18 protein-coding genes are annotated in these 23396 nt (G+C 64.7%); 10 read left to right on the plus strand and 8 right to left on the minus strand.

Annotation, left to right across the window (positions count from 1 at the left end; all coding sequences use genetic code 11):
- Positions 1 to 689: 689 nt before the first annotated feature.
- Positions 690 to 5216: a thioester domain-containing protein gene (locus ACSMXN_RS07565; protein ID WP_022915922.1), complete on the minus strand. Its 4527-nt coding sequence runs from the start codon at positions 5214 to 5216 to the stop codon at positions 690 to 692.
- Positions 5217 to 5536: 320 nt separating this feature from the next.
- Between ACSMXN_RS07565 and ACSMXN_RS07570 the strand changes: the two genes are divergently transcribed.
- The gene (locus ACSMXN_RS07570; RefSeq protein ID WP_035945010.1) at positions 5537 to 5941 is read left to right on the plus strand and encodes a dienelactone hydrolase family protein; all 405 of its coding nucleotides are present in this window, start codon (positions 5537 to 5539) and stop codon (positions 5939 to 5941) included.
- Positions 5942 to 6459: 518 nt separating this feature from the next.
- Here the strand turns inward: ACSMXN_RS07570 and ACSMXN_RS07575 are convergent.
- Positions 6460 to 7032 (minus strand): transposase, encoded by a 573-nt coding sequence (locus ACSMXN_RS07575; protein WP_455407726.1) that lies wholly within the window; start codon positions 7030 to 7032, stop codon positions 6460 to 6462.
- 493 nt (positions 7033 to 7525) lie between these two features.
- Between ACSMXN_RS07575 and ACSMXN_RS07580 the strand changes: the two genes are divergently transcribed.
- Positions 7526 to 8794 (plus strand): amidohydrolase family protein, encoded by a 1269-nt coding sequence (locus ACSMXN_RS07580; protein WP_022915917.1) that lies wholly within the window; start codon positions 7526 to 7528, stop codon positions 8792 to 8794.
- A gap of 386 nt (positions 8795 to 9180) precedes the next feature.
- Here the strand turns inward: ACSMXN_RS07580 and ACSMXN_RS07585 are convergent, their stop codons facing one another.
- On the minus strand, positions 9181 to 10005 hold the full coding sequence (locus ACSMXN_RS07585; protein ID WP_455407727.1) for a hypothetical protein: 825 nt from the start codon (positions 10003 to 10005) through the stop codon (positions 9181 to 9183).
- A 548-nt stretch (positions 10006 to 10553) separates the two neighbouring features.
- Here ACSMXN_RS07585 and ACSMXN_RS07590 point away from each other — a divergent pair.
- Positions 10554 to 11060, plus strand: coding sequence for a hypothetical protein (locus ACSMXN_RS07590; protein WP_155958625.1), 507 nt, complete (start codon positions 10554 to 10556; stop codon positions 11058 to 11060).
- A gap of 73 nt (positions 11061 to 11133) precedes the next feature.
- Here ACSMXN_RS07590 and ACSMXN_RS07595 read toward each other — a convergent pair whose 3' ends face one another.
- A complete protein-coding gene (locus tag ACSMXN_RS07595) occupies positions 11134 to 11562 on the minus strand; it encodes a hypothetical protein (protein ID WP_022916119.1) in 429 nt (142 codons plus the stop codon).
- A gap of 129 nt (positions 11563 to 11691) precedes the next feature.
- Here ACSMXN_RS07595 and ACSMXN_RS07600 point away from each other — a divergent pair, with 129 nt between their 5' ends.
- From ACSMXN_RS07600 to ACSMXN_RS07630, 7 genes are all read left to right on the plus strand, one after another.
- Positions 11692 to 12033 (plus strand): hypothetical protein, encoded by a 342-nt coding sequence (locus tag ACSMXN_RS07600; RefSeq protein WP_022916118.1) that lies wholly within the window; start codon positions 11692 to 11694, stop codon positions 12031 to 12033.
- Between the two features lie 97 nt (positions 12034 to 12130).
- Positions 12131 to 12505, plus strand: coding sequence for a hypothetical protein (locus ACSMXN_RS07605; protein WP_022916117.1), 375 nt, complete (start codon positions 12131 to 12133; stop codon positions 12503 to 12505).
- 149 nt (positions 12506 to 12654) lie between these two features.
- Complete coding sequence (locus ACSMXN_RS07610) at positions 12655 to 13602, plus strand: DUF1214 domain-containing protein (protein WP_455407728.1); 948 nt, start codon at positions 12655 to 12657, stop codon at positions 13600 to 13602.
- A 719-nt stretch (positions 13603 to 14321) separates the two neighbouring features.
- Positions 14322 to 15401 carry a sulfite oxidase gene (locus tag ACSMXN_RS07615; protein WP_455407729.1) on the plus strand — a complete coding sequence of 360 codons (1080 nt, stop codon included), beginning with the start codon at positions 14322 to 14324 and terminating at the stop codon, positions 15399 to 15401.
- A 331-nt stretch (positions 15402 to 15732) separates the two neighbouring features.
- The gene (locus ACSMXN_RS07620; protein WP_035942300.1) at positions 15733 to 16863 is read left to right on the plus strand and encodes an inorganic phosphate transporter; all 1131 of its coding nucleotides are present in this window, start codon (positions 15733 to 15735) and stop codon (positions 16861 to 16863) included.
- On the plus strand, positions 16863 to 17138 hold the full coding sequence (locus ACSMXN_RS07625; RefSeq protein ID WP_022911244.1) for a hypothetical protein: 276 nt from the start codon (positions 16863 to 16865) through the stop codon (positions 17136 to 17138). The genes ACSMXN_RS07620 and ACSMXN_RS07625 overlap by 1 nt, the downstream gene beginning before the upstream one ends.
- 71 nt (positions 17139 to 17209) lie before the next feature.
- Positions 17210 to 17740 (plus strand): hypothetical protein, encoded by a 531-nt coding sequence (locus ACSMXN_RS07630; RefSeq protein WP_022911245.1) that lies wholly within the window; start codon positions 17210 to 17212, stop codon positions 17738 to 17740.
- 567 nt (positions 17741 to 18307) lie between these two features.
- Here ACSMXN_RS07630 and ACSMXN_RS07635 read toward each other — a convergent pair.
- The 4 genes from ACSMXN_RS07635 to ACSMXN_RS07650 all read right to left on the minus strand — a co-directional run bounded on the left by ACSMXN_RS07635 (position 18308) and on the right by ACSMXN_RS07650 (position 23333).
- Positions 18308 to 18865 (minus strand): hypothetical protein, encoded by a 558-nt coding sequence (locus tag ACSMXN_RS07635; protein ID WP_022911246.1) that lies wholly within the window; start codon positions 18863 to 18865, stop codon positions 18308 to 18310.
- 80 nt (positions 18866 to 18945) lie between these two features.
- Entirely contained in the window at positions 18946 to 19506 is a 561-nt protein-coding gene (locus ACSMXN_RS07640) for a YciI family protein (protein ID WP_022911247.1), read from the minus strand.
- Positions 19507 to 19579: 73 nt separating this feature from the next.
- Positions 19580 to 20851 carry a cation:proton antiporter domain-containing protein gene (locus tag ACSMXN_RS07645; RefSeq protein WP_022911248.1) on the minus strand — a complete coding sequence of 424 codons (1272 nt, stop codon included), beginning with the start codon at positions 20849 to 20851 and terminating at the stop codon, positions 19580 to 19582.
- 235 nt (positions 20852 to 21086) lie between these two features.
- Complete coding sequence (locus tag ACSMXN_RS07650) at positions 21087 to 23333, minus strand: efflux RND transporter permease subunit (RefSeq protein WP_022911249.1); 2247 nt, start codon at positions 23331 to 23333, stop codon at positions 21087 to 21089.
- Between the last annotated feature and the right edge of the window lie 63 nt (positions 23334 to 23396).

Here is a 23396-nt window from a genome sequence, read left to right on the forward strand (position 1 = left end):
TCGGGTTGGCGGTGCTAGCTTGAGCCGGCCGGAGCAGCCGCCTCCAGATGAGCTTTGCACCCGGGCCCCGAGCGCCGCCACCCAGGCGATCGAGTGGGCATCGCGCGCGGTGACGCGACGGTTCGCTCGTCCGTCATCGGCGGTGACATCGGCCCGGGTTCGCTCAACGCGGCAGATGAGGATGTGGGGCGGACGGGGACTTAAGGCTGGTCGGGCAAGCCTGACTCGTGGTCAGCATCCGCCCGCGCGTGGTTCAGGTCGCGTCGCTCGAACCGACGCCGGGCACGTGAGGCCCACGATTTAGCCTCTTCCGTGGTGCCCCAATGTCCGCCCTTGCGGGCCATATCCCGCGCACCGCTGTGCTCGGTCTTGCCGCGTCCGAAACCCACACCATGATGCTAAGCCCAGCGCTCGCAAGGTCACGCACATCGGCAGATCAGTGCGTCGCGAAACGGTCACGTCAGTGGCAGGTGAGTGCGCTTTCGAGTGGTGCGCGGCTATGACTCCGGTCGCTTGTGATCCGATGCCTGTTTCATCGGCTCAACCACGACCACCGAGATGCTTGGCAATAGCTCGCTGACAGGGTCGTGGCTTCGCTCGATCCAGAGCCGACGCGAACGCAGGCAATCGCCGTGCGGGGTGGGTCGAAGCGACCGGCTCAGAGGTTGATCACGAGGGGATGCGGGCTGTTAGGTGTCTCGGCGTCGCGGCGCGGTCGTGATGGCGGCGCCGGCGAGGATCGTTGCCAGCGCTAGACCGATCAGCGGCGCGATCGGCGCGCGCGGGCCGGTGGCGGCGAGCGTGACCGGCTCGGGCGGTGGCGAGGTGGCGGTCAGCGCGGCGACGTTGAACTGGTCGGTCATGTCGACATTCGCGATGCCGTCGGCGGGTACCGTCACGCTCTGACGTGCGCCGGTTGCTTGGACGGTGATGTCGCTGGTGTGTCCGTCGATCACCTCGGCGATCAGGCAGGTTGAGCCGCCGCCGACGTCGTTGAGGACTTGCGGTACCGGACCGGCCGGATGACCGGCGGGGATCACCAGGGCGAAGGCTTGGATTCCTCCATCGCAGAGGACCAGGATGCCGATGGAGTCCTGCTGCCCGGCGCCTTCGCCGGTGAGTGTCTTCACAATTATCAGGGCACCGGGCGCCGGGGAGAACGTGTCGGTGATGCCGAGCACGGCAGTGATGCCCGCGGGCACCGTGACCGTCTGGTCAGCGCCGGTGACGGTAGCGATGACGGTGGTGGTGGCCCCGTCCGAGGTCTCGGTAACGGTGCATGCCGACTCGGCTGCAATGTCGGTATAGGTGTGCGTCAGCGTGGTCGCGGCAGTCTCGGCGGGGATCGTCCAGGTCGGCAGTGTCGCGTTGCCGCAGGTGACGGAAATGGTGATCGGGCCCTGGCTGCCGGCCGACGGTCCGTTGATCGTCTTGTGCAGCTCGAGGGACCCGGGCACCGGCCCGTAGGTGTTGGTGAGATCGGCGCTCGCGTCGGCATTCGCGCCGATCTTCACGTCCTGTGGGCTGCCGGTGGTGACTACGCCGATGCTGCTCGAACTGCCGTCGGCCTCCTCAGTGACGGTGCAGGTCAGTCCGGCCGGGATGTCGGGGTATGTGTGTGACTGCGGTCCGGTCGCGCCGGCGGGGATCGTGAACTCGGGCAGCGGCAGGCCCTCGCAGTTGACACCAATCGTGATCGGACCCTGGCCGCCCGCTGACGCGCCGCTGATGGTCTTGGTCACGGTCAGCGAACCGGGCACGAACGTGTAGGTGTCGAACAGATCAACGGTGGCGACGCCGCCGGCCGGGACGGTTGCATCTTGCGGGCTGCCCGCGACGCTGACAGCGACGGTGCTCGTTGATCCGTCCACGGTCTCGGTCACCGTGCACGCGGCACCCGCGGGCACGTCTTCGTAGGTGTGCGATGTCTTGCCGGCCGCGGTTGCTGCGTCGATCACGATGTCCGGCGTCAACGCCGTGCCGTCGCACACCGCGTGGATCGTGATCTCACCCTGGCTGCCTGCCGCCTGCCCGTCGATCGTCTTGCTTACGGTGAGCGAACCGGGCGCCGGGGCGTAGGTGTCGGTGATATCGGCAGTTGCGGTGCCCCCTGCCGGAACGTTGACGGTCTGCGGGCTGCCGTCGACGGTGACACCGACCGTGCTGGTGGAGCCGTCGGCTGTCTCGGTGACGGTGCAGGATGTGCCGGCGGGGAGGTCGTTGAACGTCTGCGGCGGTGCAGAGGTGGCGCCCGCTGGGATGTTCATGTCGGTGACGAGGACATCGGCGCCGCAGTCGATGTGGATCGTTACTGGCCCCTGCTGGCCCGCCGCCGGTCCGGCGATGGTCTTGGTCACGGTCAGCGACCCGGGGACGAAGGTGTAGGTGTCGGACACGGCGACCGCGCCGGTTCCGTCGGCGTCGATCGTGACGGGCGACCCGGTGATCGTCGTGGTGACGGTCACTGTGCTGGAGCTGCCGTCCGCGGTCTCGGTGACGGTGCAGGTCGCGCCGGCGATCACGTTCGGATAGGGCTGCGAATAGGTTCCTGGGTCCGACCCGGCCGGGACGACGAGATCAGGCGTCAGCGGCGTGCCGTTGCACACGGTATGGATGGTGACCTGACCCTGGGAGCCGGCTGCGTCGCCGGTGATCGTCTTGTTGACGACGAGCGAACCGGTTTCATAGGTGTCAGTGAGCTCGGCGGTTGCCCTGCCCCCGGGCGGGATCGTGATCTGCTGCCCGCTGCCGTCCTTGACCAAAGTCACGCTGGCGGTGTGGCCGTCCGGGTCCTCGATCACCGTGCACACGGACCCGGCGGGAATATCGGTGTAGGTGTGCGGCGGGACGCTCGTCGCGCCGGCCGGGATGTTGAGGACGGGAGTCAGCGTGGTCGTGGTCCCGTCATGCACGCAGGTCACGGTGATCGTGATCGGTCCCTGCTGCCCGGCGCCGGGGCCGTTGATGGTCTTGCTCACGACGAGCGAGCCGGGGTTTTGCGTGAAGGTGTCCGTCACCGTGGAGGTCACCTTGCCGCCGGCGGGCACGCTCACCGTTCCGCCTCCGGTCACATCGACGCTAACCGCCGCGTTCGCGCCGTTGGCGGTTTCGGTGATCGTGCAGGTCGCCGGGGTCGGGATGTTGTCATACGTCTTCTCGCTGATTCCGTCGGCGGCGCCGGCCGGGATGGTGAAGTCCGGCAGGGCGGTGCCGTTGCAGACCGGGTGGACAGTGATCGGGCCCTGCAGGCGATCGCCCCCCGTGATCGACTTCCGCACGATCAATTCCCCGGGCAGGAAGTCGTAGGTGTCGGTGATCTGCCTGGCGGCGGAGCCGGCCGCCGGGATCTTCACCGGGAGCCCGTTGTCGCCGGTGATCGTCGTCGTCACCGAACTGGTATCACCCGTCGCGGTCTCGGTGGCAATGCAGAACGACCCGGCCGGGATGCCGGGATAAGTCATCGACGTCGAACCGGCAGCGGCCCCAGCCGGGATGGTGAAGTCCGGCAGCGGCGTGTCGGTGCCGTTCACGTTGCAGCTCACCCTGATCGTGATCGGCCCCTGCTGCCCCGCTGCGGCCCCGGCGATGGTCTTGGTCACCGTCAGCGAGCCCGGCACGAGCTGATATGTGTCGGTGATGACCGCATCGACACTGCCTCCGCCCGGCACGGTCACCGTCTGGCCGCTGCCGACCACCGTGACCGTCACCGTGCCGGTATGTCCGTCGGTGGTTTCTACGATCGTGCAGACGCTGCCCGGAGCAACCTCGTAGGACTTGGACGGTTCCCCGGTCGCGCCGACCGGGATCGTGAACGGATCAAGAACCTGTCCGTTACAGGTCGGCTGGATCACGACCTGGCCCTGCTGGCCGGCGCCCGGGCCTTGGATCGACTTTCTCACCACCAGGACGCTTGGTTCGACGAAACTGTACGTGTCGCTGATGTTGACCGTCTGTGCCTGGGCGGTGATCGTGGTACTGGCGCCGGAGCCGACGACATCGACCGTCACCGTGCTGGTGTGACCGTCGTGGATCTCGGTGACCGTGCACCTCGTGCCGACCGGGATGTTGTCGTAGCGCTTCGAGGTCGTACCGGTTGATCCGGCCGGAATGTCGAACGGATCACCGACCAGCACGCCGCCACAGCGCACATTGATCGTGACCGCGCCCTGCTTGCCGGCCGCGGGCCCGGCGATTGTCTTCCGCACAATGAGCGAACCGGTCTCGGTGAACAGCGCCTTCGCACTCACCGTCGTAGTCAGTGTGGCATCCTGCGCCAGAATGAGGCGCTGCGCATCGTGGACGCCCGAGTTCGTGCCGTCGTAGAGATAGACATTGTTCTGCGGAACGGTGGCCCTGGCCGTCGCCTGCAGCACCGCAGCACCCTGCCCGGTCTGTCTCAGCCAGATCTGGGTGCCAGACGGCACAGTCGTACCCGGAGCTATCGGGATTGTCCCCGCGGCATTGCTGAACATGTCCGCGCCGACCGCGGTCACGCTCGCCGAGGTCGCAGGTCCGGTGGCGGTCACGGTGAACGGACCGAGCACCGCCCCGGTCCCGCTCAGCGTGCCCGGAGTGATGTTCACCGATGGCGGGGCCGGTGGTAGCGCGGGGCCCTTGGCGATCACCGCGGCCACGATCGCGGCGACGGTTGCGTGCAACGGATCGGACGTGTTGAGCGCGTAGCGGTCCGAGAAGAACCAGATCGCAGCCTGTACGGCCGCGGCCTTCTGGTTCAGGTTGGTCAGAGCGGCCGGTTCGTCCGTCTTCGGGTAGTAGTTGTCCAGGACTTGCGCCACATAGTTGACGTTGGGCACGTTGGATGAATCCCATGTGCCGAGTGCGTAGTTGATCCCCGGGTAGGTGTCGGTGTTGATGTCGAAGCAGTACAGCTTGAGTTGGGTGTTACTTCCGTCGGTCGCGGTGCCGAAGATGATCCCGGCGAAGCCTTCGTTCTTCGGCGTGAAACCGGTTGTCGGATTCGAGGGCGGGTAACCCTCGGTCACCGGGTCGAACGGGTTGGTGGCATTTGCGATGAAACCGACGACGCCTTGACCGTTACCGGTGCCCGACATCGTCATCTGCGTCGGGGCGGCTGGGCGCGGTGACGCACCGGGAGGCGTCGGAACTGCGACCGCTCCGGCCGGAGGCGCGGCCAAGGCCACCAAGGTCGCCGCGGCGACCACGGAAAGGGCCATGCGCTCAATCAGCCGCGGCACGACCCGGACGATAGCCCATCATGTGACTCACGCCTAGCCCTCAGGGAGCAGCGGTGGGAAAGGTCAGCAGCTTGACGCCGGGTCGTCAGCGCTCAGGTCGTTACTGGTGCCGGATGATCGCGGTTTCGTGCGACTACGACCCAAGCATTCTCTACGATCGAACACAGCTCTGGCGGAGATCAGTGTGCCCGATCTGATGACCGACCCTGCCATTCGGCTCGACCGCGACAGACCTTGGATCACCTGCGATTCGCGCATAACACTCACGGCGGCATGATCAGCGGCCCGTCTCAGTCCGGTCGGCCGCCGAACCGCCACTGATGCACCTCGATTCCGGCGTATCGATCAGCGGAAAGGACTTCCCGCGCGCCGTCTGCGCCGGGCGCACGCTGCCGGTCAGAGTTCCGTCGCTGGTAAAGGTCGGGCCGCGGGCGATCATCGTCGCGGCGAACCGATCTCGCCGGGTTGATCACCTTACGTCATCTTGGGACGGTGGCCGCGCACGGACGGCGGCAGAAGAGTGTCTCGGGCACCGATCGGCTTTCGTCGACGCAAAACGAATCGCGGTATGGGGTTATTGCACCGGAGCGACGCTATCGCTGCTAGCCGCCGAGCTGTCAGACCGAGTTGCCGCGCCGGTGTTGTTCTTCCCCAGTCAGCCGACTTTCCACGAACTCACCCCAGCACGGCCGGTCCACGCCGTCGACGTCCTCTGGGCCATGTAGGCGGGCGTGGAGAAGGGCCTCTGCTGCGCGAAGGTCCACCTGCTGTTCCCGTGCGAGGGCGAGATCGCGTTCGGATCGACGCTCAGCGGCATCGCGCGCAAGTCGGTCAGAGACGCGATCGGCTGCTTGCCTCGAGCCGTCGACAATTGCGGCCGGCTGAGTGTCGCGGTTCATGGCGACACCCTGCGCACTTTGCCCAGTATTAGTAGCCGGGCGTCCAGCTTGCACCCGGGTGCGCACGGTTCACACGTTCTACGGCCTGTGTGGTGCTCACACAGTTCCCGGCAGTAGCGGCAGACCCAGGTGCGGCGACTAGCACGATTAGGCATATACCGAGTTAAGTCCCGGAATACACCCGCTGACCTCGTCCTAACAGAATGAGGTGCGCCTCAGCGCCCTGAAACATGGTTCGGCCCAGGCGTCCACGGATCGAAGCGCACCCTAACGCGGCATCAGTAGCCCTGTGTCAAGCCGCTGCGTGTGAGAGGACCCTTCGCAGGGCGTCGTGTTCCCGGGTCCTAGGGCGTGCCGTCTTGCCAGCGGCGCCAGATGACGTTAAGCCAGGCGGGCGAGGTTGCGGACGGCGCGGGGTGGTCGTGCCCTAGGGCTCTGGCTTTGGCGTAGAGGTCGGCCGCCAAAGGGTTGGCGTGGTGGGAGTTGCCGGCGAAGTCGATGACGGCGCCGCGGAGTTGTCTGTCGACGGCCCAGCGGAAGGCGACGATTTTGACCTTGCCGGATCGCCTGGTGGAGGGGGCGGCTCCGGCGAGGCGGGTGAGTGCTTCGGGGGGTGGGGTAACACCTCGGGCGTCGCCGATCTCGGCGAGGATGCGGGCGGCTCGGACGGTGCCCGACCGGGGGAGCGAGGTGAAGACGGCTGCGTCGGGGTGAGCGGTAAGCTGGGTCTCGGTCTGGCATCGAGGGCGGCGATCTGCTCGCGAACGCCGGTGATGGCGCCGACGAGCGTGGCGGTGACCGCGGCCGGCGGACGCTTCGACCCAAAAGAGGACTTCATCCGACTGCGACGCTGAGCGCCGATGCCGGCTCTCGAAGGTCAAGGCCGGCAGCGGCAATCGACCTGTTCGACCGGCCAAGGGATAAGCGGCTCGAATGGCCGCCTGCGGCTGCTCGTATTCCCGAATGAATCCAGCCTCATTTTTTTGTAAGTCGAACTAGACGCCGCCGTTCGCAACAAGTACAGTCCGGGAAGAACGGACCGTACCGCCTTCACGCGCGACTGGACGAGGGAATTGCGATGAGTCCCACCGGGAGCATTGGCAGGGTTGGTCCGGGGCTGGGCCGCCTTGGCAGTCGAACCCTCTTGGAGTGGGCGGTCGGCGACGCTCACGTGCGGTGTGGCTTGCGTTCAAGGATACGGTCAACGCCGCGACTCGGTGGGGGCGAAGGCGACTTCCGCGAGTTTTATCCAGATCGACCGCTACCGCAGCGAACAGCTGAACTCCCTAGTCCGATTGACAGTCGTTGGCAGTTCAGAAAGTCAAAAGTTCTTACGCATATTGATTTCAAGTCGCCGGCCGCAGAGGCGTTGTCAGCGATCCGTCGCGAGCAGCCGAAGAGGAGATCCTAATGAACATTGAAGACATGATCATGGTGAGTATTGACGACCATGCCATCGAACCAGCCGACACCTTTAAGTACTTTCCGGAGCACCTGAAAGACCAGGCCCCCAAGCTGGGGGTGGACCCGGCCAACCCGGATATGGATGCCTGGGTGTTCCAAGGCAGCGCTATCGGTACCGTTGGACTCTCAGCTGTGATGGGGCTGGAAAAGGAAGAATGGGGCTTCGACCCCACCTCCCACGCCGAGATGCGCCCAGGTACCTACGACTGGAATGAGCGCGTTCGTGACATGAACGCCAATGGCCTACTCACCCAGCTCGAGTTTCCGACCTTTGCCGGCTTTGCCGCCAGCCACCTCGCGCGGATGCCTGACCGCAATCTAGTCAACACCGCAATTAGGGCCTACAACGACTACTACGTCGGCGACATCTGTAATGCCTACCCGGGCAGATTCATCCCAATGGGCGTGGTGCCGACCTTCGATATGGAACAGGCGACTAAAGAGGTCTACCGGCTTGGCAAGATGGGCTGCCGGGCGATCACTCTTCCCGAAACTCCCTATGGCGTCGGCCTGCCTGACTACGCCTCGGGCTACTGGGACTCGATGCTCAAGGCGATAGTCGACACGAACATGGTCGCCTGTTTCCACATCGGTGGGGGCTTCGGACTCATCAAGCGACCTGAGTCAGCGCGAATCGATGATCTCATCGTGTTATCCACCACCGTGTCGATGATCGCGGTGAATGACATCCTTCTTGGCGGTGTGATCAAAAAGTTCCCGGATCTGCGGATCGCCATGAGCGAGGGCGGTGTCGGTTGGGCGTCCTTCCTGTTGGACCGCATCGAGCGTCACCTCGAGAACCAGTCTTGGACCGGGTTGGACTGCCTGCCTCCTGGCATGACTGCAACCGATGTGTGGAAGAAAAACTTCCTGGCCTGCTACATCACTGAGCCGAGTGGGCTGGATTCGCGTCACCGGATCGGTGTGGAGACCATCGCGTGGGAGTGCGACTACCCACACTCGGACTCGACTTGGCCGCTCTCACCTGAAAAGTTGATGGGTGAGCTCATCGGTGCGAAGTGTACGGACGCGGAGATCAACATGATCACCCATGAGAACGCCATCCGGTTCTTCGACTGGGACCCCTTTAAGCACATCTCGAGGGAGGATGCGACCGTCGGCGCGTTGCGCGCATTGGCGACGGATGTCGATGTCACCCCGACCACCAAAGCCGAGTACAGGCGCCGCTATGACGCGTTGCACGCAATGGCCTAGATGTCATGCAATGAGTGAGAGCTCGACTTTCGGTTTCCTGACGGGGCCCTCGCTGTCCCGACCGCCCGCGAGTCGCTGCTCAAGCGAGGCACATCGTCGGGGTCGCTCGCGGTGAGGGCGCGCGAACGCGGCCCGAACACAAGGATCGAAGCTTGCGAGGCCGACGACCCAACATCCGCAACTGCCGCCGTCAAAGCGCCCGTCGGCAACGAGATCGCGATCGGAAACGACGAATAGCCCTAGCCAGACCGGAGTCAGAACGGGGCGCTCGATCGTGCTCAATAGTTCATCCGCACATGTCGAGATGCGGTCGTTGTCGATGATCACGTGAGGCTCCGTAACCACCTTGGGTTCTTGCTTGAATCGGGATTGGCCGTCGGCGACGACTACTGGTCGGGCACACGGGTCGTTACTGGTCCCACGCGTGTTGCAGGCTTTGCTCGCTGTTGCCATCTGCGTGCATGCGCAGCGAGCACTTGAACGGCAACGGTGGCGCCGAGAGCCACGACGAACGCGGCGCCGCCCAGCTGGTTAACCAGCATCGCAACGCAAAAGAAGAAGGCGGCGAAACCGAACAGCCCGGTGAGCGCTCCCGACAAGGTCGCCGCGGCCGTCGTCGCACCTCGTTGGGCAAGCACGAAGGCAGCCACCACGCTGGTAGCGATCGGGAATGGTGCCAGCACGCCGGTCAGGTCCGGGCCAAGAGTGCCTGCGGCGGAGGTGATGGTCAGGACCAGCAAACCTGTGGCGACAGCTCGTCCTGGTAGGTCCCACCAAGCCCACCGAGGTGCGGCCAGCGGATCAATGGCAACCGCAGAACGTGGCATCGACCCCAGCGCGACGAGGGTCGCTATGACAGTCAAGACGAGAGCGAGCGCGGCAGTGACGTGCAACCTCGACAGGCCGAAGTCAGCACAAAGGGTTGCCAGCCAGCAAGTTGCCACCGTCGGCAGCCAGCCAAGCCGCCGCGACGACCATGCGAAAGCGGCCGCGAACAAGGCCAGCGAGACCAACCCGAGCAGCGATGCCCCAGCCGCTCGCGACGCAAAGGCCGAGCCGTGCTGGAGATAGGTGACGAACAGGATCGGCCCCGCAACTATGGGCAACGAGACCAAGAGGCCGGTGACGCTCGCGCCCCAGCGGCGACCAGCCACCGTTGCCGCAACCACGAGCGCAGGAGCGCAGAACAACTTGAGCAGAAGGATCTCCACTTGCCGACATTCTGCCAGTTGAGCGCGTACCCGCGTTACGACCTCTGTCGAATTGTGCCGCCGAGCCCGAAGCTGATCGCGATCAAACCAGCCGCCTCGTCGAGTGATTAACGCCAACCTGTTGCACACCAACTCGACCGGACATGCCGGGTTGCGTGCCGCTTCGCGTGCACGCGCCTGCCGCCGAGTGGGTCTATCTCACCAGTCCACGGCGCTGTTCAACCAGGCCTCCAATTCGTCGATGGTCAGGTACTCGTCCTTCTGATTCCGCGCCAGCCAGGCGGACTTTGATGCGTACCGTCGGCATTGGTCCGAGCACCATCGACGGGGCCTGCCGACTCCCCGTTGTTGTTCAAAAGCCCTGCCGCATCCCGGGCGCTCCACCAATCAAGCGTGCATCGGCGATTTCGATTCCCCAAACGACGAAATCTGCACGGACTGAGCCCCAGTTACGAAGCGCTCTACTGGAACGACGGGGCAAAGGGTAACCCTCCGCCCCTACTCATCGCGGCATGTGCGTGCGTTCGTTCCTCGTGGATGATCGTCGGATGGCAACAGCAGACTGGCGGAGCGAGGTTGCCGATGGGCTATCGCCTCAAGAGGTCTCGGCTGGCCTCGTCACCGGGACCATCCGCGTGTCGGATCTGCCTGCCGTCGCCGCTTGGTGGTTGGCAGATGATCGCGACACGCCTGCGCTGCGCGAGCTTGGCGGCGCGCCGACCGACGAACCGTGGACTCTGGAGGCACTATGGGAACGGTTCATCGACGAGCTGCGATTCACCAGGCCGGATCGGGAAGACGCTGCTCGGCTTGACGTGCGGCGGATCCTCACGTCGTGGAATGCAGGACGAATTTCCACGAGTGCTGTTCTGCGGGAACTCGACCTCATGGCGCTCTACCGATTCGACGGTCTCGATGTCACTGGTGGGCTCCTGGACGAGATCGAGGGCCGGTGGGGTCGCGACCAAGATGACGTCCTTGCCGACGCCGATATGCGGTTGACCGATCTTCTCCGCGACCTTGGGCCGCGCCCGGCCTGGCCATCGAACACGTAGCCGCGCGGCGTCCGTAATTCGACAGGGCAGTGTGTGGGAAACGATCACGTCAGCGGCAATTGCGGATGGGCCGTCAGCTTGAATGGGGCTGCCGGCGACGAATCTCCCTGAGCGCTTCGCTGAGAACCTCCGGCGGGTACCGAAACGTGCTTCGAGAGGGCAGGAGCGCGCCTACGGTGGAGCCGTCCGCAAGACCGAGCACCAATCCCGTGTGCCCCATCAAGGCACCAGTCGTTGTCACCGGACCCGGCGTCGCGGACTCGATTTGCGCCCACCCCCAACCTCGAATGGACTGACCTCTCCGTCCCAGGATTCTGATTCCGTTCGAGTCCACGACGATGACACGCCATCGGCGAGGCTCGATCGGGTCGACGCATGCGTGCCCCCATGCGCCACTCGGCAGCAGCTTGGCGACTCTATCCGTGCGGCGGTTGTAGAGCGGGATGACGGTCAGGAAGACGAGGAGGACGAGGGCAAGGATGACAAGGATTCCCAACGCCACACGCCTTCCACTCGACGGCTGGAACTTGTTGCGTGCAGAAGTTATCAGGGCTCGCTTCGATCTCGCGCTCATCTGCGTGACCGCGCATTGACGGCGGCATGTGAGTGCGTTTGGGGCAAGATGTAAGCCGTGACACGTGCTCTTTCTCATCGGGAGCGCTCGGCCCTAGACGCACTGCTCGCAGCCGAGTTCGGCGGCGCGGACGAGCTTCGTGCGCAGGCAAAGACTGTCTCGGCGGCTAACGTCGGTCTGGTCGTTGAACTAGTCGTCGATCGATCCCTGCCGACGGCGGTCGTCCCAGGCCGGGTACCCGTTGAGGCCGACGTTGAGGGCGACGGCTATCGCGGGGGCGTAATTCTGATCGTGGATGAGGGGCGGCTGTCGGGACTCGAATACTGGTGGGTCACCGACGTGCCGCCGAAGGAGTTCCCGCCTGCCGAGGCGATCGGACGAGCGATCCCGGCCTCATAGCGGACGCATTGGGGATGCGAACCGTCAGTCGGACATTCCTGCGATCAGTGTCGGCGGCATGAGCGTGCGTCACGCGTGATCTCGCTATCGTCCAACCATGCGTCGTGGGCTGCTGAGGGATCTGGCGAATACACCTACCCAGATTGCTTGCGGATGGAGGCTGTACGGCGATCTCGGACAGCTACGGCAACTCGCAGGCTCGGTCATAACGGTCGACCTCCTAGACGGAACGTCCACCGTTTCGGGCCGCGCCCTTTCGCCCTCGCTCGAAATCGCGGAAGAAACCAGCCGCTGGTTGCGGGATCGGTTCGAACGTGACGGAGTTCCAATCGGCACCGTAACTGAGGCACGCCTGACACTGAGCCCGTGGACCGACAAGCGCGGATTGGTCGTGGACTGCGCGACCGTGTTGCAGACGGCGTCAAGGACATACGAGAGCCGCGACACCACTCGTTGGCACCCCGGCGACTAGTCGGCCACCCACATCGCTCCCGCGTCGCATGCCGCACGCGCTCATCGGCAGATCAGTACCAGTGAACGAGCGTCATCGCGGCATGACCGGATGCCGTTCACCCTGGTGGAATGACGAGGCACGGCTGTTATGGGCTCAGGATTGGCACCGTGACTGGTGAACTCGTCAACATGGACAACTTCGTGCGGGCCGAGACGAACCGGATGCTCGTTGGCATCCAGGCGCAGGCTGGCGGGCTGAACCGCTGGAAGCACAATCGGGAGCCGGCATCGCTCGATGAGCAGACCGTCATCCGGATGAACCGCGACACCTTGTACAGCTTCGCGGTGGTGAATATCTCCGACGGCGCGGCGGTGACTGTCCCTGACGCGGGGGGCCGGTATCTGACGGTGATGGTCGTCAACCAAGACCACTACATCAACCGTGTCTTTGCCGAGCCGGGCGAGCACTCCTTGACTGTTGGCGAGTTCGACACCCCGTATGTGCTGCTGGCCGCTCGGGTGCTGGTTGACGCGACGGATCCCTACGACGTCGGCCAGGTCCACGAGATTCAGGACGGCTTCGTCCTTAAGGCCATTGCTAGCGAGCCCTTGACGCTTCCCGACTACGACGAGCAGTCGTTCACCGCCATCCGGACGTCCGTCCTGGCCGAGGCGTCGCAAGGCTTCCATGGCACTCACGGCATGTTTGGCAAGAAGGACGACGTCGAGCCGCACACCCACCTACTCGGAACCGCTGCGGGTTGGGGCGGCCTGCCCGAACAGGAGGCGTTCTACGAGAGCCACGAACCGAAACTCCCGGTCGGGAGATACACCATCACCGCGAAGGACGTCCCCGTCGACGCGTTCTGGTCCATCACGGTCTACGGCGCGGATGGGTTCCTGCACAAGAACGACCTCGACGCCTACAGCGTCAACAGCGTCTCGGGGACCAAGAACCCGGATGGCTCGATCACGGTCACCTTCGGGGGCAACAGCCGCGACGTGAACCCGCTACCCCTCGAAGACGGCTGGAACTACACGGTCCGGATGTACAAACCACGTCCCGAGATCCTCAACTCGTCCTGGACCTTCCCGGAGCTTGACCCGGCTCCTTGAGCCGGCTCTGAGACGCTCGCCAATCGCGGCTGCCCGCTGGCGTCATTGGTGTGGCTCTCACATGGCATGCGTCCTCCTCGAACAACGCGCAGGGAGAGGCTGGAAACGGGTTTGTCGTGCTCGAAGTAGCGGTGCGCCCTCCCTGCTCACCATCACCGTCGTGACGAGCTCGGTCAGGCTCGCACCCAGACGGTCAATCGGCTGCACCGCCTGTTGCTGGAGCTTTTACCCGGTGGCGCAAAGCAATTCCTCTCAGCCCAGCAGGCCCGGGCACTGATCGCCACTGTCAAGCCGCGCCCTCAATGATGGCGATGCGCGCACTGAAACGACGCCTCTCCAACGTCGTCGACGCACGATGCTCGGCGACCAGAACGAGGCGAGGCGGCGGACCCGGTTGGGCACTCGGGGACGACTCTGCAATCCAGCGCTACCGACCAAACCCCGGACATCGGTTCTTCGGAAAAGCCACATCCCGAGCCCGCCGACAACGACTCTAGAACCCTTCTCATCGCCGCACTCAACATAGGCGCGCGACGGCGCGACGGATGTGCTGTGACCGGAGTTTCCAATCATTCATTGTGGATGAGGACCGCGGACCGCGTGTCGGCGATGCTCGGGGTAGTCCTGAGCTGGCCGACAAGCGCGGTCTACCCCGAGGACGGGCAACGATCTCCGACAGGCGACAAGGCACGCGACACCTGACGACGAGAGGCACGAACGTGACGACCCTGGACGATCTTCAACGGCGACGCGCGGCACTGCAGATGATCAACCCGGCGCCGTACAACGCCGAAGCGCCACCGGAGGCACTGGACGGTGAGCTCACGCCCACGGGGATGCACTACGTGCGGAGCAACTTCGTCGTGCCCGAGCACGACGGGGTCGTCGAGGTCGGCGGCGCGGTGGAGCGTCCGCTGAGACTGACGGTCGACGACCTCCGGGCCATGCCGAAGGTCCAGCGTGTCGTCACGCTCGAATGCGCCGGCAACGGGCGCCTGGCGATGCGTCCACTGCCCACGGGCGAGCCGTGGGGTGACTACGCAGTATCCACCGCGCGGTGGGGCGGTGTACTTCTGCACGAGGTCCTGGCTCAGGCGCGTCCGTCAGCGGACGGCGTCGAAGTCCGGTTCGAGGGCGCCGACCACGGCGCGTACCACCTGACCCCAGTCCTGCCGGAGACCAGCCGGACCGACGTGATCTTCGTCCGTTCGCTTCCGCTGGCGCACGTAACCGATCCGGGCGCCGAGATCCTGCTCGCCTATGAGATGAACGGCGAACAGCTGGGCCCCGACCACGGCGCACCCTTCCGGATCGTCGTCCCGCACTACTACGGCGTCGCCTCGGTGAAATGGCTCAAGCGGATCGACGTCCTGACCGAGCCGTTCTCTGGCGAGTTCCAGACTGGGCACTACATGTACCAATGGGCCGACCGGCCTCCGGAGACGGTCGCTCACATGAGGGTGCGCGCGCGGATCACCGAACCCGGGGCCGGGTCGATCATCCGCGCCGGCGCCTGCATCGTGCGTGGCAAGGCGTGGTCCGGAACCGGGCCGGTGACCCGGGTGGAGGTCAGCCTCACCGGCGAGGGCGACTGGAACGAGGCGCAGCTCCAGCCGCCCCGCGGCCCGTACCAGTGGCAGGACTGGTCCTACGACTGGGACGCGACCGCGGTCGGGAGGCACACACTTCGCGCCCGGGCGACCGACGCTGCCGGCAACGTCCAACCGGACGTTCCACCGTGGAACCGGCTCGGTTACGGCAACAATGCCATCGAAGTCATCTACGTCGACGTCGGCTGACGTCGGCGGGGCCGGCGGTCACTCGCGGGGACATCGTGCCGCGGGCCTCAGCGGCCGCGCTGTCAGGCGAGCGCAGAAGTGCTGTCCCGGCCCCACACCCAGCACCCGACCGTCATACAGCCCAGCCAGGAATAAGCACGTTTGTCGGTGGATCCCGTTGGCGAGAACTGGCAGGAAGGATGGCATCAAGTTTTGGGTCTGCGGCTAGTTCGGCGGGGTGACGGTGTACGGGTGGTTACGTCTGATTGAACGCTCTGTCCGAAGGGGTGGCAGTGGTGCGAGGCTCTGATAGGACAGGTACGTGAACGATTCGAATAGTTTCATCTTGGTGATGGTGGTCATCGTCGGGTTGAGCTTCGACTTCACGAATGGCTTTCACGACTCGGCGAACGCCATGGCTACCTCGATCGCGACCGGGGCGTTGAAGCCGAAGGTCGCTGTCGCCATTTCTGCGGCCGCCAACTTGGTGGGTGCTTTTCTCTCGCTGGAGGTTGCGGCCACCATCGCGTCGGGGATTGTGCACCAACCCGATGTGACGATCGAGGTGGTATTCGCTGGGCTGGCTGGCGGGGTGGCCTGGAACGTGACGACCTGGTACTTCGGAATCCCGTCGAGTTCGTCGCATGCCCTTATTGGTGGCGTGATCGGCGCAACCATGGTGCATGCCGGGTCCAGCGCAGTGATCTGGCAAGGGGTCGCCTCGAAGGTGTTCATCCCGGCGATCTTCGCGCCGGTCATCGCCGGGATCGTCGCCGCCGCAGCGACCTGGCTAGCCTACCGGCTGACCACCAAGGCCCATGACGGTGTTCGCACGACGGGCTTTCGCTGGGGGCAGGTCGGTACGGCCACTCTCGTCTCACTCGCCCACGGCACCAACGATGCCCAGAAGACGATGGGCATCCTGACCCTGGCGCTGGTCGCGAACGGGACGATCGACAAATCGGCGTCCACCCCTGACTGGGTGATAATTACCTGCGCGCTGGCGATCTCGCTAGGCACCTACATCGGTGGTTGGCGCATTATCCGTACCCTAGGCAAGGGCCTGATCGAGATCGAATCCCCCCAAGGTTTCGCTGCCGAGGCGACCTCGGCGGCCGTCATTCTCTCGTCCTCGCACTTTGGTATTCCGCTGTCCACGACACAGGTCTGCTCGGGCTCGGTGGTCGGCGCAGGGCTGGGCCGGGCTCAGCCGGTCCGCTGGGTCGTCTTCGGGCGAATGGTCATAACGTGGGTGGTGACCCTGCCAGCTGCGGCAGGCGTCGGTGCGCTCACATACGCCGTTGTCAACGGGATAGGCGGCGACCTGGGAGTGATCATCATGTCGATCTTGCTAGCGGCCTACTGCGGCGGGATCTACCTGCTCTCCCGCAAGAGTCCAGTCAACGCGGGCAACGTCAACGATGCTTGGGATGAGGGCGGGGGCGCCGCCCATGAGTCCGTGGTTGCCGGGGCGGGCGTCTGATGACCGTACTTGCGACGGGTTCGTACGTCGACTGGGGGTCGATGGGAAAGATCCTGTTGATCAGCATCATCGCTGGTGCTGGTTTGGTCACCGTCTACTCCGTCGGGATGCTCGCGTTGTCAAAATCGGGCTACGTGCACGCTATTGACGAGGGCTCAGCCGCCGGTGAGCCGGTCCGCCGCAACATGGCGGCTCTGGTCGCGGCCGGGTTTTGCGGTCTGATCGTAGCGGCGGGCGTAGCGTACGGAATCTACGAGATATTCGCCAAGAAATAGCGGGGCAGTGGCGCATCTCTGGGCGCCAACAACCACCAGCGTGAACGATCAACCTCGGAGAGAGGAAGACGATGTCCAGGTGGCACAACTGGCTCGGCGAGGATGGTCAGCGACTGACGATTCTCAGCGTCCTACCCCGGGTCGCCCTTGACCGGTCAGGCCTCGACTCGGACACTGAGCTCTCGCTGCGGGAGGCAATCGATGAGCTGTTCCGGATCGCCGGGGAGGACGGCAACGCCCAGGTCGTCCTGAACGTAACCGGTGGCGCGGACGACGATCCCGAGTTCACGACTGAAGAGAATGTCTCATTGCATGATCTCGCCGAGCGGCTCTACGGATCCTTCGGCCCGGACGGTGAGACGGCGTCCTTCCTGCGGATCCTCAACCCTGATGATGATCCACTCGGGCTCCCACCAACAGGTCCAGCCAGCCCGGAGGACACCGACCGTAGCCCGCTCGCCACCCTCCGCCGGCTGCGCGAGGCCGTACACCGCCTGTTTGGAGGCTCAGTGGACGAAGGCGTCCCGCCGACGGTTCTGAGCCTGCTTATCGCCCCCAGCCCCGCCCCCAAACCCGATCCTCCCAGCGAAGCAGCGCGCTAGACCCACCTTGCATACGACTCCGGCTAGAGGACGAGATCGACCGGCTCGTGCTCTAGTTATCGAGACCCGGTAACCGCTCGTCGACAGATGAGTCTCGCAAAAGGATCACGTCAGCGGCATGAGCGGATGTCCGTGCTAGTGCTGTGTGCCGACGTGGGCGGCTAGCTTGGTATTTGTCCAATGGGGTAGCACCCAGTGCGATATTTCGTGGGTTAGAGCTGGCTCGATGCGCGAGAAACCGCGAGTCGACTGCGCACGACGCGAGTTTTCGTTATTCCGGCTACGCGGGCAACGAACGCGGCTAGGCGGCGGCTAGTTCCCGGGACAGGTCGGCAACGAATTCCGCTGCGCGGAAAGGCGCACGCGGTCGTCGCCGGCTCCGAACCCGGAATCGAGCGCGAAACGACTTTGAGAATTTTCATGTCCAGAAGGACGAAAGGCGTGTTCAGGCCGCCGCCACAGCGCGATGAAGGCCAAGACCGCTAAACGTGCACCCGCAACGCGGCCATGTGCGGATGGTGCGGCGCGACCCCGGTGCCAGACAAATGAGCAGGTCCAATGCATCGGCTACTGCGGGTTCGTGGTGGCGCTCGGAAAGCCGTTGTGGTTTTGGCTTCCGTACGTCGGGGGTGACAGGTGTGACCGGCGGGTGCGGTGCCGCGCGATCATCAGAGCTGTTCCTGCACACCCGAGAAGACCGCTGATCGCGATTCCCGCGAGCACGGCCTTAAGGTTCGGCACTGGCCGGATAGTGACGCGTTCAGCAGAGATCGAGCAGGCGATGCTCAGTTTTCCTGAGCCTGTGTTGAAAACGATGTCGAGTGTCCTGTTGGCCGAACGCGATACGGTCCACCAGGGATCGTGCAGACGGACCTGCTGTCCGTCGGCGTCGGTGATCGTGCAACTCTCGGCGTAGCCGCTGTTGTCGGTGTCCTCGACATAAATGCCGTATTGCTGTCTGGCAGGAAGCACGACTTGCATCTGGTCGGCGGTGAGCCGGAAGCCCGTCTTGCTCGCTGCGTGACCGTAGTTCAGCGCGGGGATGGTGATGGCGAGCAGCGCGAGACCGAACAGCAGTACGGCGCTCGCGAACAGAGCCTCCGATAGGCGTCGTGGTTCGGGCATCGCGGCATCATGTCATGAGCGATCGCTGCCGGCGACGGCCGATCACCTGCGATTCGGGCATAACACTCACGGCGGCATGATCAGCCGTCTGTCTCAGTCGGTCGCCCGCCGAACTGCCACTGATGCACCTCGATTCCGGCGTATCGATCAGCGGAAAGGACTTCCCGCGCGCCGTCTGCGCCGGGCGCCTCCAGCAGCACAGCCGCCCCGAGCACCAAGGAACCGTCATCGGACAACAGCGGCCCACACGCGATCAGTCCGTCGCGGAACGGCACTGCGGTTGCGTCCGCCGCTGGCTCCAAGGTGAACCCGAGGACGAGGTAGCGGTTGTTGTCAGCCCGGCCGCCCCTGAAGTCCCACATCGTGCGACCCAGGGAGTTGTGCCACCGTCGCAGCAGTACGTCGCGGTAGGCACCTGCTTGATAACCGGGCTCCTCAAAGGCGAAGGTGCGGGCCGCGGTGGGATCTGGCAGATCGAGGATATGCACGCTGCCGGTCAGAGTTCCGTCGCTGGTAAAGGTTGGGCCGCGGGCGATCATCGTCGCGGCGAACTGATCCATATACGACCAGTGCTGCTCCACCATCTGGTTCCGCAGCGGCGTCGATCCAGGTCGATCGCGGTGATAACAGAAGAACTCCATCGCTCGAGCCTCGCTGAGGTTCCTGACGCGCGCAATCGGATTGCTCGCAGCGCAGTGCTCGGGTATGGCACGTTTACTCCTTGACCGTGCCCCGTCGTCGCGCCCCGCGCCCTGCTATAGGGGCGGTTGCCGCGCCAAGTTCGGCACTGGAATGGGTCCGCGTGACCCACGCGCCGTAGCGGGCGGCCCCGACGTCCGCGGTGACGCCGTGCAGGACGACACTCAGCATGACGGTGAGGGCGATCGTGCCGATTACCTGGGCAACGTGACCGTTGTCCGGGTACTCCTCCAACGCAATCAGCGCGAACACGACCGACGCCAGCCCGCGGGGACCGAACCAGCCGATGAACCATCGGGTGGGTTGGGCGAACCCGGTACCAAGCAGGACAAACGCGACCGGGACCATCCGGACGACGGTCAGGGACAGCAGCGCGAACAGCACACCCGGCCAAGTAGCGAACTCGCCGAAGTGCGCCACGAGGATGACCCCGAACAGGCACCAGACGGCGTACTCGAGCAAGGTGCCTACCCATGCTGTCACTTGCAGGGACTCCTGGTTCGTCGTCGCGACGAAGCGACGGCCCAAGGACGGCGCGAACGCTACGCCCGCAACGAAGGCCGCAACGAATCCGTTGCCGTGCACGGCGACGGCCCCGTAGTAGCACAGCAGCGGTACGGCGAGGGTGCCTACCGGAAGCAGGCCACTCTGCACGAAGCCGGCGTTCCTCGCCCACGACAGCGCGTACCCGGCGAGGACCCCGACGCCGACACCCACGAGCGCACCGACCGCTAGCTCACTCAGTGCAGTCCCCAGGTCGTGCTTCATCCCTCCCGAGCTCGCCGCTAGCGCGAAGAGCACGATCGGAGTGGCCAATCCGTCGTTCAGACCGCTTTCCACATTGAGTATCCGCCGTACCCGGACGGGCACCACAGGGTTGAGCACGGTCGCTGCACCGAGGCCGGCATCGGTCGGCGCGAGGGCAGCCGCGAGTAGCAAAGCCAGCCACGCGCTTGTTCCCGCGAACAACACCCGCGCCACAACGAACCCGGCAGCAATGGTCAGTGGCAACGCGACAAGAAGCAGCCGCGCACAAACGCCGACATCGCCGCGCAAATCGCGGGGCTGAACCTGCGCGGCGTCATGGAACAGCAACAGCGCCAACGTCAGCTCGGCGAGTCCGCGAACGATGTCTGGATTCGGCCGGTGCACGAGCAGGCCGCCGAGAACGACGCCGACGATGACGAACACGATCGGCGCGGTGATGTGAACACGCTCCAGCACCTCTGAGAACACGACGTACGACAGCACGGCTGCCGCGAAGACGGCGATCGCGATGACAGACACTGCCTCATAGTCGCCCTCATAGTCGCCCTGGCCGGTTTGCCACGCCTCTCCTTGTCGGTTTGATCATCCGGATTGACCGGTGCCTGGCGAGGCCAGGTCTAGATCGCGCTGGGCGCGACAGCACTCGTCGCGGCACATCGCCGCAAACCGCCCACGGTCTAGAGTCCGCCGCGGGCCCCGCAACTGAACCCAGACGGAACGTGTGCACTACTTGCGGCCTCCGCGGGCTGGGGGCCTAGGTGCCGGCGTATTCGTGAGGTGGCGGGGGAGCCTCTGGGGATCCGGCAGGGCGCGACTCCTCCGGCGGTTCGACGGACAGCCGCGGGGTGATGCGGTCCAGCCACCGGGGGAAGTACCAGTTCGCCCGGCCGAACATGTGCATCAGCGAGGGCACGAGCATGGTGCGGAGGATGAACGCGTCGAGGAAGACGGCCGCGGCCAGCCCGAAGCCGAAGATCTTGATTGGCCGACCGGGGCTGACTAGGAAGCCGAGGAACACAGCGATCATGATGAGGGCGGCCGCGGTGATGATGCCGCCAGTCTCTGCCTGACCGACGGTGACGGCCTGCTCGTTGTCCTTTGTGTGGACCCACTCCTCGTGCATTCGACTGACGAGGAACACCTGGTAGTCCATGGATAGGCCGAACAGGATCGCGAAGAGCATGACCGGTATCCAGGCGTCGATCGGCCCGCCGGGGCCTGCGCCCATGAGATCCGATCCCCACCCGTATTGGAAGATCGCGACGACCAACCCGAAGGTGGCGGCGACGGCCAGCAGGTTCATGACGGCCGCGGTTAGCGGTACGAGGATGCTGCGGAAGGCGATCAACAAGAGGAGGAACGACAAAGCCACGACGACGCCGATGAACAAGGGCATCTTTCGGCCCAGCACCTTGGCAAAGTCGACGTTAATCGCGGTGCCGCCGTAGGTGTAGATGTGGTTCTGCGTGCCCTCATACAGCGGTGGGAGGACGTCATTGCGCAGATGGCGGACCAGCTTGTAGGTCTCCTCTGATTGCGGCGAGGTGGTCGTCTTGAACGTCACGAACGCGATGTTGTCATTGAGTTTTATCGTGCTCACACTCGTCGGGTCGACGCCCGGCGTGCTGGCCAGCGTCTGGCTCACCCTCTGTAGGTACTCCGGGTCGGAAGCGCCCGGACCGTGCACAACCGCTTCCAGGGTCGAGTTGTAACCGACGCCGAACTGTGAGCTGATGAGGTCGTAGCCGACCCGGGTCGTGGAGCCGGTCGGATCGCTGCCCTGGTCGCTTGCCCCGAGTTGCAAGGCGAAGAACGGGATCGCCAGGGCGATCATGATGGCCGCCGACCCGATCGCGACGGGGATACGGCGACGGGCGATGAACTTCGACCAACGGGCCCACCAGCCGACCGGCTCGTCGGTGATGAACTCACCGGCGCGGACAGCGGCTCGCTGCTTACGTGGCAGCACCTTGGACCCAAACAAACTGAGCAGCGCCGGCAGCAAGGTAAGTGAGGCCGCCATGGTCAGGCCGACCGCGAGTGCGGTCGCGACCGCCATGCCGTTGAAGAAGCTCACGCCGAGCGCGATGAGGCCCAGGATGGCGATGCAGACGGTGGTGCCGGCGAAGAGCACCGCGCGCCCCGAGGTGTTGAGCGCTGACACGACCGACTCGGCCATCGGCATACCCCGCCGCAGATTTCGACGATGTCGGGTGACGATGAACAGGGCGTAGTCGACGCCGACGCCGATCACCATTAGCTCAGCCAGATACGGCGTGATGTTCGAGACGTTGATGATGTGGCTGAGGATGACGATGAGTCCCAGCCCGCTGATGAGGGCGACGGCGGCGCTGGCCAGCGGCAGGGCGGTCGCCGCCACGGTGCGGAAGACCAGGGCGAGGATGATCAGCGCGGCCAGGAATCCGATGAAGATTGAGCTCCCCGATCCCTGGCTCTGGCCGATGCCGTTGAACGCATCGCCAGTGAACTCAACCTGAAGCGACGAACTCTGAAGCGACTTGAGCGAGTCATACACGTGCTTGAACTGGGCAGGATCGAAGTGACCGGCCTGCCAGGTGATCGAGATCAACGCAGTGTCCGACCCGCGCGCGCTGTTGAGCAGCTTCGGATTTCCCGTCGTCACGGTGGCGCCGTTAGCGCAGTCGATTGTCTGCCACGGGGTGGAGATGAGCACCACGCGATCGCCGGCGGTGCATAGCTTGACCAGGGCGGCCTCCAGCTGCGGCGGAGACTCGGTGAACGCGGAGTTATCGGTGTTCTTGATGACGACGGTGCCTTGGGCGCCGTTCTGGTTGTCCAGTCCAGCGCCCTTGAGGAGGGTGGCCACGGCGGCCGTCTCGGTGTGCGGAAGGCTGAATGTGTCCTTGTAGGCCGCGCCCCCCAACGCGCCGGCGATCACCTGAGAGGCGATAGTCAGCACGAGCCAGCCAACGATCACAAACCAACGTCGACGAATCGCGAACTCTGCAATGGACTTCATCGGTTCTCCTCGTGCTCCGCGGACTACGCCAAGTTTCGTGCGTCAGGCCCACCCGCGCAATCG

The organism is Parajatrophihabitans canadensis (genome assembly GCF_053764775.1).